At 58.6% G+C, this 14,885-nt stretch carries 11 protein-coding genes and 1 pseudogene; 5 read left to right on the forward strand and 7 right to left on the reverse strand.

From position 1 onward, the window contains the following. Nucleotides 1–499: 499 nt before the first annotated feature. On the reverse strand, nucleotides 500–3,340 hold the full coding sequence (locus IOD40_RS19050; protein ID WP_198478289.1) for a hypothetical protein: 2,841 nt from the start codon (nucleotides 3,338–3,340) through the stop codon (nucleotides 500–502). A 6-nt stretch (nucleotides 3,341–3,346) separates the two neighbouring features. On the opposite strand from IOD40_RS19050, the gene IOD40_RS19055 reads away from it, so the two are divergent. Continuing rightward, the gene (locus tag IOD40_RS19055) at nucleotides 3,347–3,634 is read left to right on the forward strand and encodes a hypothetical protein (protein ID WP_198478290.1); all 288 of its coding nucleotides are present in this window, start codon (nucleotides 3,347–3,349) and stop codon (nucleotides 3,632–3,634) included. A 532-nt stretch (nucleotides 3,635–4,166) separates the two neighbouring features. On the opposite strand, the gene repC is transcribed toward IOD40_RS19055, so the two are convergent. The 3 genes from repC to repA form a co-directional block, all read right to left on the reverse strand. Next, entirely contained in the window at nucleotides 4,167–5,426 is a 1,260-nt protein-coding gene (repC, locus tag IOD40_RS19060; RefSeq protein ID WP_198478291.1) for a plasmid replication protein RepC, read from the reverse strand. A gap of 221 nt (nucleotides 5,427–5,647) precedes the next feature. Next, nucleotides 5,648–6,700: a plasmid partitioning protein RepB gene (repB, locus tag IOD40_RS19065; protein WP_407649226.1), complete on the reverse strand. Its 1,053-nt coding sequence runs from the start codon at nucleotides 6,698–6,700 to the stop codon at nucleotides 5,648–5,650. Nucleotides 6,701–6,809: 109 nt separating this feature from the next. Beyond that, nucleotides 6,810–8,018 carry a plasmid partitioning protein RepA gene (repA, locus tag IOD40_RS19070; protein WP_198478293.1) on the reverse strand — a complete coding sequence of 403 codons (1,209 nt, stop codon included), beginning with the start codon at nucleotides 8,016–8,018 and terminating at the stop codon, nucleotides 6,810–6,812. 309 nt (nucleotides 8,019–8,327) lie between these two features. On the opposite strand from repA, the pseudogene IOD40_RS19075 reads away from it, so the two are divergent. Beyond that, nucleotides 8,328–8,967 (forward strand): annotated as a pseudogene (locus IOD40_RS19075) (hypothetical protein). A gap of 41 nt (nucleotides 8,968–9,008) precedes the next feature. Here the strand turns inward: IOD40_RS19075 and IOD40_RS19080 are convergent. Next, nucleotides 9,009–9,236, reverse strand: coding sequence for a WGR domain-containing protein (locus tag IOD40_RS19080; protein ID WP_198478294.1), 228 nt, complete (start codon nucleotides 9,234–9,236; stop codon nucleotides 9,009–9,011). A 156-nt stretch (nucleotides 9,237–9,392) separates the two neighbouring features. Beyond that, nucleotides 9,393–10,547, reverse strand: coding sequence for a tyrosine-type recombinase/integrase (locus IOD40_RS19085; RefSeq protein ID WP_198478295.1), 1,155 nt, complete (start codon nucleotides 10,545–10,547; stop codon nucleotides 9,393–9,395). Between the two features lie 447 nt (nucleotides 10,548–10,994). Between IOD40_RS19085 and dctP the strand changes: the two genes are divergently transcribed. The 3 genes from dctP to IOD40_RS19100 are packed head-to-tail and all read left to right on the forward strand — an operon-like array spanning nucleotide 10,995 to nucleotide 13,891. After that, complete coding sequence (gene dctP / locus IOD40_RS19090) at nucleotides 10,995–12,020, forward strand: TRAP transporter substrate-binding protein DctP (RefSeq protein WP_198478296.1); 1,026 nt, start codon at nucleotides 10,995–10,997, stop codon at nucleotides 12,018–12,020. A gap of 34 nt (nucleotides 12,021–12,054) precedes the next feature. Then, the gene (locus tag IOD40_RS19095; RefSeq protein ID WP_198478297.1) at nucleotides 12,055–12,594 is read left to right on the forward strand and encodes a TRAP transporter small permease subunit; all 540 of its coding nucleotides are present in this window, start codon (nucleotides 12,055–12,057) and stop codon (nucleotides 12,592–12,594) included. Beyond that, nucleotides 12,587–13,891 carry a TRAP transporter large permease gene (locus tag IOD40_RS19100; RefSeq protein WP_198478298.1) on the forward strand — a complete coding sequence of 435 codons (1,305 nt, stop codon included), beginning with the start codon at nucleotides 12,587–12,589 and terminating at the stop codon, nucleotides 13,889–13,891. Before IOD40_RS19095 ends, IOD40_RS19100 begins: the two co-directional genes overlap by 8 nt. A 56-nt stretch (nucleotides 13,892–13,947) precedes the next feature. Here the strand turns inward: IOD40_RS19100 and IOD40_RS19105 are convergent, their stop codons facing one another. After that, the gene (locus IOD40_RS19105; RefSeq protein WP_210336986.1) at nucleotides 13,948–14,766 is read right to left on the reverse strand and encodes an IclR family transcriptional regulator; all 819 of its coding nucleotides are present in this window, start codon (nucleotides 14,764–14,766) and stop codon (nucleotides 13,948–13,950) included. Between the last annotated feature and the right edge of the window lie 119 nt (nucleotides 14,767–14,885).

Below are 14,885 nucleotides of genomic sequence, written 5' to 3' on the forward strand. Positions count from 1 at the left end.
GCGGAATTGAGCCTAAATGGCTCCACAACCGCCGCACCATACGAGCGCCTGTTATGATCGATAATCTTGCCTTATCAGTCATGATCCACCACGAACCTCTGACGCTGAGGCATTTGAGAAGAGCAACGATGTTCTGGTGCGTCACGCGCCCGCTGTGGCGTCCCTACTATCGGGAGATGCTGGCTTGGCGTTTCCCTTGATATTGCGCTTAATGTCTCCTCGTTCGTGATCGTCGATCACATCGTGGAAACCTGCGATCTCATCTTCACCACTTCGGCCGGGTTCGAACGGATCTTCTCGCCAAGGCTGACAATGATCCCCGCTCCGTTCGATTGTGATTTTCCGATTCGGATGTCATGGGCAGCACGCACCCACAAATCCCCCTCTCACGTCTGGTTCGGCTCGCTGATTTCACAGATCGCGAACGACCTGCGAAACGAAGGCGGGAAATTGATGCGTCCTTACGCCGAATGAGGAACCGGAATTTGACCAGTGCACCTTAATGCGCAATCCAGCGGCTCTCGAACAGACGCGCGCGTTTCCATTGCGAAAGATCATCGGCTGCCTCACATGGCGCTTCCACTGCGTCACGTCGCATGCCGAATTCCCTATCGATCAGATATCCAATGATCACGCATAACTCACTATATTCGCCGCGTTGGGCGTTTTTGGTGACAAGCGTTGCGCGCATCAACACAGCCTCAAGGCGACGAGCTTTCCATTCTGCAGTGCCATAATCCACGAGCTCATCGTGATACTCGTCTGCAATCCAGCCATTAACAGCCTGCGCTGCTCTCCATTTTCCAGTTTCCGGGAAAAGGCCCGCGAAGTCTGTGTCGGAGGCCGTTCCGGAGCTGAGGAATGCCTTGCTCAGCTCGGAGAGGTCGTTGTGAGCAGCTCGCGCCTCCTGCGAATAGCGGCTTCGCAACTGGTTCTCTGTCCTTCGTCGCGCAACCTCGGCTTGACGGTTGTTCTCCTCGTTAAATCGGGCCGCCGCTTCCATCTCCTGGCGACGCAGTGCGATACGCCGCTCGCGCTCCTGCACGCTGCTCGCCGAAAGCGCTGCGCCCTCTTCTACCAACTCCGGGGTGATCCAAACCGGCAGCACCAAACCGTTCTTGTTAATCTGAGCGAGTGCGGCCAGGAGGCGAGCGAGATCGTCCGCCTGCGCGTAGACGATCCGGCATGAATTTCTCTGGATGTTCGAGAAGGCGCGGTCGAGCGTTACGACCAATCGGCTCATATTGGCCGGAACATGTCGCTCAATTGCAGTCCCTGCAAGTTCGAACGCATTCTCGTGATCGGCCGCGTCCGCTGGCGGAACCACCGTACACAAAGTGGTGTCAGCGTTATCAAGGGAGACAAAGCCAAAGCCCTGGCGCACGCCGGCGGTTACCTCGTCCTTGATCTGCATTGACATTTGCGCGTCCGCTTCGACGGTCTGCCCAACCGAAGACCAGGAGACGAGGTCGATAGCCTTGAATGTGCCAGCCTCAAAAGCGGAGATAATCGGCTGAACCTCCAGAAGATCGTTCGACAGGAGAGTTCCCCGTTCTATGACCAACACGTCCTGCTTCAAGGCGTTTCGGGCATTGCACAAGCCGGACGCAGAGATCTGCTGTGCGCCCAGCTTGCGCAAGATAGGCGTCACATAGTCGCCAAGTGGCAGATTCTGAGAGTCCGGCCCGATCCAGCAAAGGTTTGCAGTGCCGTTTTCGAAAGTGGTTAGACCGACAAGATTGACGATAAGATGGGGGGCATTCGGGCTGTAATTGCCAAGAATGATTACATCGCGCGGATCACCAGTCAGAAGAGACTGGTTGGCATCTGTGATTGCCAGACCGTTATCAGCTTGTTCAACCGCGGTCTCCGAGGATACCTCGCTATAGACGAACCCATCCAGCTCGGCACGGAGCTTCAGCCTGTCAACAGCGTTGGCGGCAAGGCGTTGGGCGTTGAAAAGCGCCTCATCCTGACCAGATGAAACACTCTTGGCGATAAGTTCCTGCAATTCCAACAGATCGTTGACGGCCTCATGGAGAATGTTGGCCCCGACAAAATCCGCGATGAATGCCTCGGTTCTGCGTAGTTCCGCAGCAGCGGTCGCGCGGGCGTTTATTCGGGAGATTTCGACGGCTGTCTTCTGTTCCTCGATGAATGTCTGATAACTGTCCTCACTCTTCAGCAATTCATCCACGTTGAGGATCACCTGCTCGATCTGTTTCACATCGTCAGAGGCTTCAAGCTGACGCAGGCGCACAACAGCCCGGGCGACATCGATCGCGTTCGTGAATGTTCGTTTGCTTTCAGTGAAGTCGGCGATTGATGACAGCAGTGAAGCGAGGCGCTGCTTGCCTGCGCTAAGCGCAAGTCGGCCGCGTTCGGCTTCGGCTGCCTCCCTCGCAGTGCGCTCTTCCTCGGCTGCCTGATCCTGCTGCGCCTTGAACTCGTCGGCGGCCCGCGACGCAAGTCGCAGCATATTATGGTCGCCAGCCTGCGCAGTTACCGCACAATCGCTACTGGCCGAGGCCCAGTCATGTCGCGCAACCGCGATACCGCAGCCAAGTTTCGAGCGGGCCCCCTTTAAGGCTGCCTGGGTTTGCAAAAAGGAAGCTGAATCCACCGTTAGCTCGGCATCACTTCCCTCAGCAGCGACCTCGACAGACGGGGTCTGCCGCGCCAATGCATCGAGTGCATCGGAAATCCGGCGGTCCAGATGCTCAAGTTCCGACAAAAGGTTCCTTTGATGTGGATGAGCCAATGCAGACAAGCATTTGGCGACCGCGTCTTCGATTTCGGCACCGGGCGCCGCCTCGCTACAAATATCGGCGGCACCGACGGCGAGCGCCAATTCGGCCCGATATTCAACGAACGATGCCTTGTCCGGCAATCCACTCTGCCGAAATTCCACATAATCGCTGTGATCTGCGAAACCCGCCGCAAGAGCCTCCTCGAATTCATGGCGATCCGTAAAGCCGCCATCTCTCGCCAGCCGAAAGTCCTCGGCGCTTTCAAAGCCCGATGCCCGGAACTTGCGATAGTCGTCGTACCGGTTGAAACCTTGCTGTCTGGCGATCGCCAAATCCTGAGCGTTATCGAAGCCTCCCTCTCGTGCTGCGACAAGCTCTTCTCGCGTCTCGAAACCTAGAGCCGCTGCATCCGCAAGTTCTCGTGCGCTGCGAAAGCCCAACTGCGCGAGATACTCGACATGCGAGATATAGCCTTCCTCGAGCACGACAGGCGCAAGCTCATATGCGGCTATGAACGAAGCTTCCGCCCTGCGCGTACCTGGTCCGCGATCGCCGTCAACGACCATGTCGTAGAAGCCCAGCCGAGCCATGGCCGCTTGAAGTCGACGGACATATTGAATTTCCTTACGACGGATTTCATTTTGCCGCGCTCTTTGCTCCGCGGCAGCAGCCCGCTGCCGCTGGCGTACGGCTTGATCCTCTGCTTGCCGTCGCTGACGATGTTCCTGCCGACGCATATCCTGTTCAATGATGCGGCCCATCATATTTATGATGCCACCAACATCTTGCGCTGCCGTTGGAACAACACTGCTGATGAGCGCCGATACACAAAGCGCCCAGGTGACGCGCCGCAGAACAATCATATTTATTCCCCCAACCGGTAACAGGCTATACGGTTGTGGTGAATTCGCAACTGTGATTATTCGACATTGTCAGTCGTACACTTCGCCGACGAAGTCTTTTAGATAATGCTTACTTGGAATATTAGAATACGTTGCTGAATCTTCGTTTCGTCGATCGTTGTCGCTACTTCCTTCGAGAGAGCACCGGCAATGCACAGATTTCTCGAAACTAGGCTCAAGACGGGCGAGCTCTCAGTGTTTCTCGATGTTTGAGTGTGCGGTGAACCGCAGCGTCTAGAGCAGCTCTAACTGTTTGTTTTTAATTCCGAATTTCCACGCGGTCCGAATCGTATGGTTAATTTTCCGTTCTCTGTGGTCGAGCAGGATTTCAGCCGACGGGCAATTGCACGCTCTGCTCAATGAGAGAGCCGGTTTTGCCGCAGCGGCGGAGGCCCCTCCCCTCTTTTTAACAAAACGGCGAGGATCGGGATATTGTCCCGCTGGGACGACACCGGCGAACAAACGACGCAGAGCAGCGCCATGCAACGATCAGGCCGTCATCCGGTTGGACCCCTCACCCGACTTCGCGCCGTTCCCCCTCAAGGGCGGCCAGCATGGGGCGGACGGAGAACTTGCCTTGCTCGGCCCGCTCGGTGAGCGCGCGCAGATAGCCGCCTGGGGAGCGGATGCCGTCGGCGCGCTCAAGGATGGCCGCGACCGTGATTGCCGCGCCTTGGGTTCCCATGGCCTCGCACGCACGTCTCCATGCGTCCGGCGAGATGCCCAGCATGGCTCGCACGAGTTCTGCCGTCGAAATGGCGTCGCGCCAATCATTTATGCCGTCTTTGGCGTAGCTCGCCAGCGTCGGGCACACGCCAAGCACATAGGCGAGTGGCGCAGTTTCCCCTTTCTGTTCCGGCGCAGCTGTCTGATGGGTCTCATCCGAACCTTTCGCCGCTTCGTTAGGGATTTTGGTGCTCACCTCGCGCTTCGGCTCTGTTTCGGAGCTTAGTTCAAATTGGGGGTCTGTATTTGAATTCTGATAGTGCCGCTCGAAATGAGAGTCATTGCCGCTCATTTCTTGTTCCGTGAAGGAGTCGAGATAGGTCTTTTCCACCCGTGCGCGCAGTGCAACGAGGTCCTCACGGCGGCGCTCCAGCACACTTCGTTCAGCCTGACGCGGCAAACGTTTTGCAAGGGGCTGCAACTGCATCAGGAAGCTTGCCCAGTCGCCGTTGAGCCTTTCGGCAAGACCGGCCTCAATAACCTTGCCAGTGTCGCGCAGATGGATTGAAATCTCCGTCCGCAGCTTTTGAAGCGCCCTCGCCTCGTCGCGCACAGCTTCCGCTGCTGCGTAGATCTCGCCCGCCGCAAGCGCCAGGGGCGACAGGTCGAAGCCAAAGGCATCCGCAATCGTACCGCGCTCGTCACGGCGGCAGTAGCGCTTGCCATTGGCGCTGTCGCGGCGAAGGATCAGCCCCGCTTCTACGAGAGCGGCAATGTGCCGGCGCAAGGTTGCTTCAGCCATTCCCCGGCTGCGCAGCGACAGCTCCGCATTTGATGGAAAGACGACGATCGGCTCCGAACCGTCGATCTCACGCGGCGTGTGAAAGCTCAAAAGCGCTTCCAGGACGACGATTGTGCGATCAGACAGACCAAAGACGCCCCGCGCTTCAGACAGGGCGCGAATAAGTTGCCATTTGTCGGCGCGGCCGTTGTCGTTGCCGCCATTCTTGAGTGCGCTGCGCTTGCGCTCGACAGCTTCCCGCCGCTGAAAATCGGCAACACTTACCCGTCCGCCGCCAAAAGGCGTCGCTCCAAAAAGCTCAGTCATTTTCGAGTCACCTCGTCTTGAGGCACAGAAATCCGTGGCCGGAACGCACCGACGCCTTGACAGCGGGACTCGGAAGTGATTCTTTCGGATTGCTACATTCGAAAAGGGGCTTCCGGGATGGTAACGTTCTGGGGGCCTTTTTTCTTGCCTGTTTCTCCGTTGTTCGTGTCGTCTTGTACGCGGTTACGCACCGGGCAGGCGGCAAACCCGCCCGGCAAACTCTATTTCTCGCCTCCGCTCTCCTGGAAGGCGGCGTGAAGCTCTGGCAGGCGGGAAGCGAGATAATCCGCGAATCCCTTGCCCGCTGATTCGGGAATCGTCAGCCGCACCGCCCTGCCCGCGCGTGCGAGCTCAGCGATGGGCGAGCCGGAGGGCGTCGCGATCGTCACCGTCTTGGCGTCTCTGGCCGCAGCCCCCCTCCCCTTCGCTGAAGCCTGGAGCCGATCGAAAAGACGCTGGAAGCGCGTATCGCTGTCGGCTTCCAGGAAATCCGGTGCGGCAAGTTCGCTCTCAGCCAGGCCGTCACTGTCCTTTTCCAACAGCTCTCCAAGGGCGAGCCAGCGCGGGCGTCCAACCTTGGGCGCGGGGCCAATGGCGCGCACCACTTGTGGCGGTACGGCTTCGGCGACCTGGATCAGGCGCGACATTTCCGACTTGTGAACGGAAAGCGCTGCCATCGCGGTCGCGCGGTCGAAACCGTGATCGAGCAACAATTTGGCGAAGAAGGCGCGCTCGATGAAGGACAGGTCGCGCCGCTCGGCATTTTCCTTGCCCTGCGCCATAACCAGCGCCGTATCATCAAGGCTGCGCACGACAGCGCGAACCGGCTGGCCAATCTCGCGCGCTGCCTGAACGCGGCGGTGACCATAAGCAAGCTGATAGACACCTGCCGCCGCCTTGGCCGGATCGGCATGTGGGCGCACCAGCACAGGAACCTGCTGACCGCTCTCCCACATGCTCTGCTTGAGGGCCTGAAACTCCGGGTCGTTGATCGCGCCATCACTGAGACGATCGGCAAAAGGCGACCGCTCGATCAGCTTCGGATCCAGTTCGACGACCTGCTCTCCGGCAGCGAGCGTTTCGCGCAGCCGTCTCGCCTCCTCTGCTTCTTGCGACAAGGAGCCGAGGGAGAGCCCCATGGCGCGAACGGCAGCCGAGGGCGTGCGCTTGACGCCGGCATCGCTAATCGGTGTTGGAACGGCGTTCGCCGCCTCTTCCGGCGCCTCACCGGCGAAAAGCGATTTCAGCCTGTCCTTCCTAGCGTTCATCACAATGATCCTCCTTCGAGGCCATTAGGCAGCATCTGGCGAAGGGGTGGATAAGTCTGTCCCCGGCAGGGCCGGACGGGACGCTTGTTGACAGCTGTCAACTTTGCTGCGGCCATCAGTTCCGCCCCCAGCTTTGCAGCATCAACCCTTCGACTTCCGCATTCACCGCATTCAGCGCCTCATAGGCTCGGTCATAGGTGGTGCGATTGAAATTCTCTCTGCCGACCTCGTAGAGCGTTTGCTTTGAAAGCCCCGCATCCGAAATGGCAGTCGATTTCAGCATCGGCGCGGTCAGGACGCGATCGGCGAATTGCGTGCGCAGGAAGCCCGCGATCTGCGTTTGCGGACCGTCATTCGGTTCGTAGCGCGTGATGAGATAACGCAGAAAGTCGAAGTTGAGCTCGCCGCCCGCCTCACGCACAACCGACAGAAGATCGGACGTCATGAACAGGAACTGGCTCATCGAGGCGACATCCAGCATCTGCGGATGAACCGTGACCAGCACCGATGTCGCCGCACAAAGCGCGCTCAACGTAAGGTAACCAAGCTGCGGCGGGCAGTCGATGACGACCACGTCGTAATTCGCCTCAATCGACTGGATCGCCTGCTGGACACGCGCAAAGAACAAGCCGCCGCCATCATCTTCGGTGCGACGAGCCAGATGTTGCGGCGTGGTATGCTCGAACTCCTGCAGTTCCAGATTGCCGGGTACAATGTCGAGCCCGTCAAAATAGGTCTTGCGAATGATCGAGGCGAGGGGACGGCGCTCTGAATCGTAGCGGATCGCGCCGTAGAGCGTGTCGTTGCCCGAAAGGTCCAGCTCCGGCTGATAACCAAACAGCGCGGAGAGCGAAGCCTGCGGATCGAGATCGATCGCAAGTGTGCGATAGCCCTGAAGCGCGAAATATTGCGCCAGATGCGCCGAGGTGGTGGTTTTACCCGAACCGCCCTTGAAGTTCGTTATGGCAATGACCTGAAGATGCTCGCCGGGTTGACGCCACTTTATATATTGCTTGGCCTTGGCCGCGCTCTGGCCCGCAAGATGGTGGCGCAGTGCGTTAACGTCGGCGAGCGAGTAATGACGGCGACCACCGGGGCCCACCTCCGGCTGTGGCCCCTCTCCGGAGATCGACAATTGGCGCAAATAGCCATCGCTGACGCCGATCAACTTTGCGGCTTCACCAGAGGTGAACGAGCGCAGCGTCTTCATCGCCGTCGGCGGGAACAGCCTGCCGCGAAGCGCGGCGAGCTGCGCCGACAAAAGCTGCGCATCCGCAGCAATCTGGATGTCAGCCGGTTGCGTTTCTGGTTGGGCGATCGTCATCAACACCGTTCTGCCTGCCTGTGTGAAGCCGGAGAATCGTCTCCGACTCACCTCCAATACGAATTCTACGCGAAGAAACCAAAAGTGACAGTGTGGACCGGGAGTAACGGCAAAGCTCTGTGCAGAACCCACTTTCCGTAGATAGGGTGGGCCAACCGTCGATTCTCGTCAAGGGAATTAGGGTTAACGGAAATTAACCTTTCTGCAACCGATGCAGGGCCCAATGCAGGCACTTAGTTGACAGCTGTCAACTCGGTTGGACCGCACGCCAGCCTTGAACCAGCTGCTGCAAAAACCCATTACTCACCCATGGCCAAGGCGAAAACAAAGACAAAGCTCACTGACGAGGACCTGATACGCGAGTGGCGCCTGGATCCCTCGGTGACCCTTGGATCCGCTGTCCGCCTCAAAGGCATCCTCCTCGAAATCCGCGCGCGGTTGCCCCGCCCGATCCGCAAAGATCTCGACATCGAAGCCAGCGCACTCGTCCTTCGCATGCCCAAAGAAGAGGCCCAGGCATTTGCCGGCGCCGTCGAGATCATCGAAGTCGCAATGAGGGGCGTCGCGGATCTTCCGGTGATCCCCCGGGAGATCGAAGACATTCTGTCGATCTCAGCGTCGCTGCGCCACAAATGGCTCAAGGATGGGCGGCTGAAAAGTGCAGGCACACGCACCGTGCGCCTGCGGGGCAGGGCACGAAAGATCACTTTCCATGTCTTCGATCCGCATTATGTCGAAGACCTTCTCGATCGCGATCAGGTAGCCACATGGCGCGAGCAGGATAATCACCGCCACCGAGAGCCGCCGCCACGCAGCCGCACGCGCAGCCCATAAGCGGTTGACGAAAAAGGCTGCCACCGAAGCGTCAGATAAGGATGCCTCAGCTTCGCCCATAAATACGGGCCTCAAGAACTGGGACGATTTCGACCTCGACGGCCTTCTGCGCTAGGCTCGCGCCTTACGCGCAGCTTCATTTAACCCCGAGCTTCATCAAACAGTCCAATATCCCCGCTGCGTTCGACGCTTGAGCTGAGCTTGCCAGGCCCGTTCCGCAGCCTGCGCATCTGGATGGAGTTCAATGATCTGTCGCCCCGTTGTTCCGATGCGGCCCCAGCGCCGCACTAAAGCCACATCGCCGAACAAGGTCGGCTCGAGGGACAGCGCATAAAAGCGGTACGCGTTGGCGGCGGGATCTATGCGATGCATCAGAATTGTCATGCCGGCAATTTGCCGACATCGATTCTGAGCGTCCAACGCGTATTATGAATCGATCAGCTTGCGCCGATTCATCCGGTTGATGGATCGCGTGTGGTTTCGCCGCGCTGCCACCAGCCTCTCCTTCATAAGGAAGGGGGCCCGGGGGAGGGGAGGGGCCTAAAGGCCCGCCGCCTTGGTGAGGTTCACCCTGAACCGATCGCGCCGACGCTGATATTTACGCGTCATTTCCGCCGAGGCATGCCCGAGATGCTTTTGAACATAGCGCTCATCCACATCGGCCGAAGAGGCAAGGCCCGCGCGCAAGGAATGGCCCGCGAAAAGCGCCCCGCGTTCCGCTTCGCCGAGATCCCCGCGCAGACCAGCTGCAAGAGCCGCGCGCTTCACGAGCCGAGCCACAGCCTGATCATCGAGCCGGTTCGGGCCGATCTTGTTGCTCTTCGAAAACACCCGGCGAAAGACCGGGCCATGCGCAATCTTGGCAAAGTCGAGCCATAAGCGAAGAGCATGAACGGGGCATGTGGCATCTGACGAGCCCCGACCGATCTCTACCTCACGCCAACCCGTCTTGCCCCGCAAGGTGAGCAAAATGCCCTTGTCCTCATAAAATTCGATCCAGCCGCGCCCGTCCTCCGTCTGGTCGCGGGCGACATCAAGTCCGGTGATCTCCGAACGTCGCAGCGCGCCCGCAAAGCCAACCAAAAGCATGGCGCGGTCACGCAGCCCCCGAAGCCTGCCCCGATCAATCGTCTCCAGCATCGCCAAAAGGTCTTCGGGCAAGATCGCTTCCTTCTGGCGGGGCGGTGTCCCGTGGCGCTTGCGAACGCCAGCCATCACCGTTGCAATGTGGCGATCCTTGCGATCGAGCGTCAGGCCGCGCTGCGCATAGTTCCAACTGAGCGCAGCAAGCCGGCGCTCGATTGTCGAAACCGAATGCGGCTTGCGATCACCGCTCGCTGCTCCAGACGCGCAAGCGGTGACATACAATCCGACAATCTTGGGGTCGGGTGGAAATGGCTCAAAACCCTGGCGCCGACACCAGCCGGTGAAATGCGACCAGTCGGACGCGTAGGCGCGCCTCGTATTCGCCGAGCTCGCCGCCTCTACATAGCCCCGCGCCTTCTGCGCCAGCTCGTCCATTTGCGAAGGAAATGCGCCGGCCTGTTCCCCATCCTCCGATAGGGGAGGGGAGGGGAGGCGGGGGGAGGGAGAAGCAGCCGCCGGCCTGCTCATCTCGTTGACGAGATCGACAATATCGACAAGCTCCGCCTCCGCACGATCAGAACCGGTCAAAGCAAAACCTCCAGACGACATTAACGTTCATTCAGGCGAATCATCGCATAGCCTGTCCACCAGACTGACACGAGCCTGCGCTCCTGATAAGGCAACCTGTACCCGTGCTGGCTCCTCGTCGGTCGCACGCGCGCGTAAAAACCGCCTCAAATTGCCGGTGCGGAAACAGGCCACAACAACCTTGCGGCACAACCGGCGTCGAGGAAATGAACCGCCTTTCAGGCACGCCGGCGGCAGCGGCATCAAATTCGAAGCACTCAGGACTGAGGCGAATTCCATTAACGGCAGCCGGCTAGCGCCGCGAATATCTCATCCTCTTGAAATAACGGGTAATCCCGCGGCCAGCCGGTTTCGCGCACACCCTTCTTTAATTGTCGCTCAAAGCCAATCACAGGGTGTTGACAAAACGAGGCAAAAGAATTTCAGTATTCGTGAAAAAGTTCTGGAAAGTGAAATTCGGAGGTGGAGATGAAATTTATAAAATCGGCGATTGCCGGACTAGCACTTTCAATAGCCGGCCTGATGACATTGCCTGCAGCCGCACAGGAATATGTCTGGCGTTTGCAGACCAATCTCAATCCCGGCGATCCGGGCCATATCGCAGTCGAAAACCGCTTCGCCAAGCTCGTCGAGGAGATGTCCAACGGGCGCATGAAGTTCGAAGTGTTCCCCGTCGGCGCCTTGTTCCCTGTTGCTGATGGCCTGGACGCAGTCGGCGCAGGGGTTGCCGAGATGGGCATGCTGACCGGCGGTTATTTCTCCGGCAAGATCGGCCCGGTGGCGTCGATTGAGAACGGCGTTCCGGGTGCATTGCGCAGCCCGCTCGAGAGCTTCGACTTCTTCTACAAGAAGGGTTTCATCGAAATCGCTCGCGAAGCCTATTCGCCTTACAATGTGTTCTATCTTGGGCCACAGGTTTCTCCGCAATGGGATATCGTGTCCAACAAGCCCCTGCGCACTGTCGCTGACTTCAGCGGCCTGAAGATCCGCGCATTCGGTCTTGAAGCAAACTGGTTTGAGAGCATGGGTGCATCGCCGGTATTCATGGCCGGCTCCGAGCTTTACACCGCGCTCGCAACCGGTGCGCTAGAGGCAGCCCGTTGGGCCAGCCCTTCGGCAAACAAGAGCCTTTCGCTGCATGAAGTCGCAAAGTACTACATCCAGCCATCACCGATGCCCGCACCAAACAACTTCTTCGCGGTCAACCTCGATGCATGGAACAGCCTGCCGGATGATCTGAAGGCAATGCTGCGCGAAGCGGCGATGCTATCCTCGCTCGAATATCTTACCACCGGCATGAAGCATGACGCGCAAGCACTCGTCGACATGCAGGCTGCAGGTGTCGAACTCGTCACCATCGAGCCTGAAGAGTTCTCCAAGATGGAAGCGGCAGCCCGTAAGTTGTGGGCGGCTTATGCGGAGCAGGGCGGTATCCACGAGCGCGCGGTTAACATGCTCCTGGAATACCTGACCGAACTAGGTCGCGGCGAATGAAGTCGCGTCTCTCGCACACTGCGGAGAACGCTGAATGAAGTTCCTGTCAGATATGATAGGCCGACTGCTGGAAACCACCGGAAAGGTGGTTTCCCTTTCAGTGCTGGCTATTGCAGCAGTCGTGCTGATTGAAATCCTGTCACGCCTGTTCTTCAGAGTGTCTCTTCCATGGGCTGCAGACGTTGCATCCTGGTTGATGTGCGTCCTGATCATGCTTGGCGGCCCTTGGGCGGTTTCAACGGGAAAATTTGTTCGTGTTGACGCGCTCTATGCCGGCTTTTCTCCCAAAGTGCGGCTGATGATCGACACGGTTGTCTCAAGTGCCCTGCTTCTTTTCCTGGCCTATGTGCTGATCCGCTACGGCTACACTTTTGCCGAACGCGCCTTCATTGCCGGCGAACGTCCCGCCTCGGCCAACTGGCCGGCGCCTATTTGGGCGTTCAAGGCGCTTATCCCGGTGGGTGCCGGGCTGATGGTGCTCGGCTGGGCGCGATATCTGATGACCGAGTGGTACGCATATCTGCACCCTGAAGAAGCCGCCAGCACCCCGGAGGAGATTCAGGTCCATGGCTGATCCCACAATCCCTTCAATTCTGCTGTTCGGCGGAATGTTCTTCTTTCTCGGGCTTGGTGTTCCCATCGCGTTCGCGCTGGGTGGCCTGTCCGTCGCGATGATCTACTTCTTCTGGAGTCCAGCAGCGCTCAGCATGATCCCCATGCGGGCCTTCGCGACAGCGACAAGCTTCGAATATCTCTCCATTCCGATGTTCATCTTCATGGCGTCGATGTTGCAGAAATCGCGGATTGCCGACGATCTCTACGACACCATGCAGAAGTTCATGGGTGGAATTCGGGGCGGCTTGGCTATCGGTACGATCCTGATCTGTACCCTGTTCTCCGCCATGGCGGGCATCTCGGGAGCTGCGACGATCGCTATGGGTATGGTGGCCATCCCGGCGATGTTCTCACGCGGATACAACCGCCATATGACTCTGGGCTCGATCGCCGCCGGCGGCTCACTTGGCATTTTGATCCCGCCCTCGGTCACGATGATCGTCTATGGCCTTGTGGCCAACACGTCGATCGGTGGTCTCTATATGGGCGGCGTCTTGCCGGGGCTGTTGCTGGCATTCCTGTTCGGCCTTTATGCCTATCTGCGATCCGCCTTCGATCCGCGGGTTGCGGTCGACAGCACCACCTACACCTTGGGTGAGAAGCTGCGCAGCCTGCGTAAGGTGTTGCCGCCGATTATTTTGACCATGGCGGTGATGGGCTCGATACTGACCGGAACTGCTGCCGTTGCAGAGGCGAGTGCCGTCGGTGCGGCCGGCGCGGTACTTGCTGCCCTGATCGCACGGCGGCTGACTTGGGAAAACCTGTTTGCCGCGTCGCGGGAGACTTTGATCCTGTCTGCCGTGATCTTCTGGATCATCATCGCATCATCGGCACTGTCGACCTTCTATACGGCGATCGGCGCGACACGGATGATCGAGGGACTGATCCTGGATCTGGATGTCAATCGCTGGATCATCGTCACCATCATGTTCGTCATTCTGGCAATCATGGGGATGGTGCTCGAAACGACCGGCATCATCATGATTGCTGCGCCAATCTTCGCGCCGGTAGCAGTGCAGCTCGGCTTCGATCCGGTCTGGTTCGGCATTCTCTTCATCGTGTTGATGGAGATGGGCTTCCTGACCCCGCCATTCGGCTACAATCTGTTCTACCTGAAGGGCGTCGCTCCAAAGGACGTCACGATGAACGACCTATACCTGTCGATCATCCCCTTCGTGCTGATTATGATTGCTGCGATTGCCCTGATGATGCTGTTCCCGCAGATCATCCTGTGGCTCCCGCAAACTCTGATGTGAATGTGAAAGGCCGGCTGCATAGCCGGCCTTTCAACCTATACCGATGGGGAAGGGGCTCAGGCGCCCTGCATGCCCGTGAGCAGCTGCACCAGACGTTCTGCTGCCAGCTTCAGGGGCCCAACAAAATCCGCTGCGTCACGAGGCGCCATTCTCGACGTTGGACCCGTGACGCCCAACGCATAGACAACCGGTTCATCCAGGAAGCGCAGAGGCACGGCGTAGGCCATGACGTTGTCATCGATCTCGCGGTCGCAGACGGCAAAGCCGTTGCGGCGCACATCATCGAGTTCCGAATAGATGTCGATGCGGCTGGTCTTGGTAAGGGGAGTGAAGGCAGCTAATGCACCGGCCAAATGCATGTCAATTGTCTCGTCGGGTTGCGACGCCAGGATCACCTTGGCGGTTGCGGCCGCATGAAAGGGGAGCACGTCACCCGGGATGACGTGGAATCGATGCCCCGAAGGAGCAATTTCCTGCGCTATTGAAAGCACTTTCTGGCCGTCATAGCGCACCAGATAGCAGGTTTCGTTCAAGGACTGAGACAGCTCGGCGCAGACAAGCTGGCCAAAGCGCAACAGCCGTGAGGGATTGATCCCCAGCTGCAGGATCCTCCACAGCCGCGGCCCTGCAGAAAAGGTCTTTCGCCCCTGCGTATCGCTCTCCAGCAGACCGGTTTCGGTGAGCGAGTTGAGCAGCCGGTGCGCCGTTGGCTTTGCAAGCGACGTCAGATTGGCAACTTCGGTCAGCGTTACCCCCCCCCCTGAAGTCACGACCGCTTCGATGATCGAAAAATAGCGTTCCAGCGGGCTGTCGCTGCTGGCCCGGGCGGGTTTCGGCTTTTGCATCCGGGTTTGATTCTCTTGAGCGTCACTCATCGATCAACCCTATCGGACATTCCGGATTGTGAGAAGCAGCGCACACGGCATTCTCGCTTGACAATCAGATGTGACGCAAAAATAATACCGATTATCATAACTAAGTTTCGATAAATGAA

This window comes from Aquamicrobium zhengzhouense (genome assembly GCF_016124105.1).
Taxonomy (GTDB): Bacteria; Pseudomonadota; Alphaproteobacteria; order Rhizobiales; family Rhizobiaceae; genus Aerobium; species Aerobium zhengzhouense.

Bases quoted from the DNA above. Each gene is read 5' to 3' on its own strand.
- IOD40_RS19050 (WP_198478289.1), bottom strand. From the start codon at position 3,340: ATGGCTCGGCTGGGCTTCTACGACATGGTCGTTGACGGCGATCGCGGA.
- repC (WP_198478291.1), bottom strand. From the start codon at position 5,426: ATGACTGAGCTTTTTGGAGCGACGCCTTTTGGCGGCGGACGGGTAAGT.
- repA (WP_198478293.1), bottom strand. From the start codon at position 8,018: ATGACGATCGCCCAACCAGAAACGCAACCGGCTGACATCCAGATTGCT.
- IOD40_RS19080 (WP_198478294.1), bottom strand. From the start codon at position 9,236: ATGACAATTCTGATGCATCGCATAGATCCCGCCGCCAACGCGTACCGC.
- IOD40_RS19085 (WP_198478295.1), bottom strand. From the start codon at position 10,547: ATGTCGTCTGGAGGTTTTGCTTTGACCGGTTCTGATCGTGCGGAGGCG.
- dctP (WP_198478296.1), top strand. From the start codon at position 10,995: ATGAAATTTATAAAATCGGCGATTGCCGGACTAGCACTTTCAATAGCC.
- IOD40_RS19095 (WP_198478297.1), top strand. From the start codon at position 12,055: ATGAAGTTCCTGTCAGATATGATAGGCCGACTGCTGGAAACCACCGGA.
- IOD40_RS19100 (WP_198478298.1), top strand. From the start codon at position 12,587: ATGGCTGATCCCACAATCCCTTCAATTCTGCTGTTCGGCGGAATGTTC.
- IOD40_RS19105 (WP_210336986.1), bottom strand. From the start codon at position 14,766: ATGAGTGACGCTCAAGAGAATCAAACCCGGATGCAAAAGCCGAAACCC.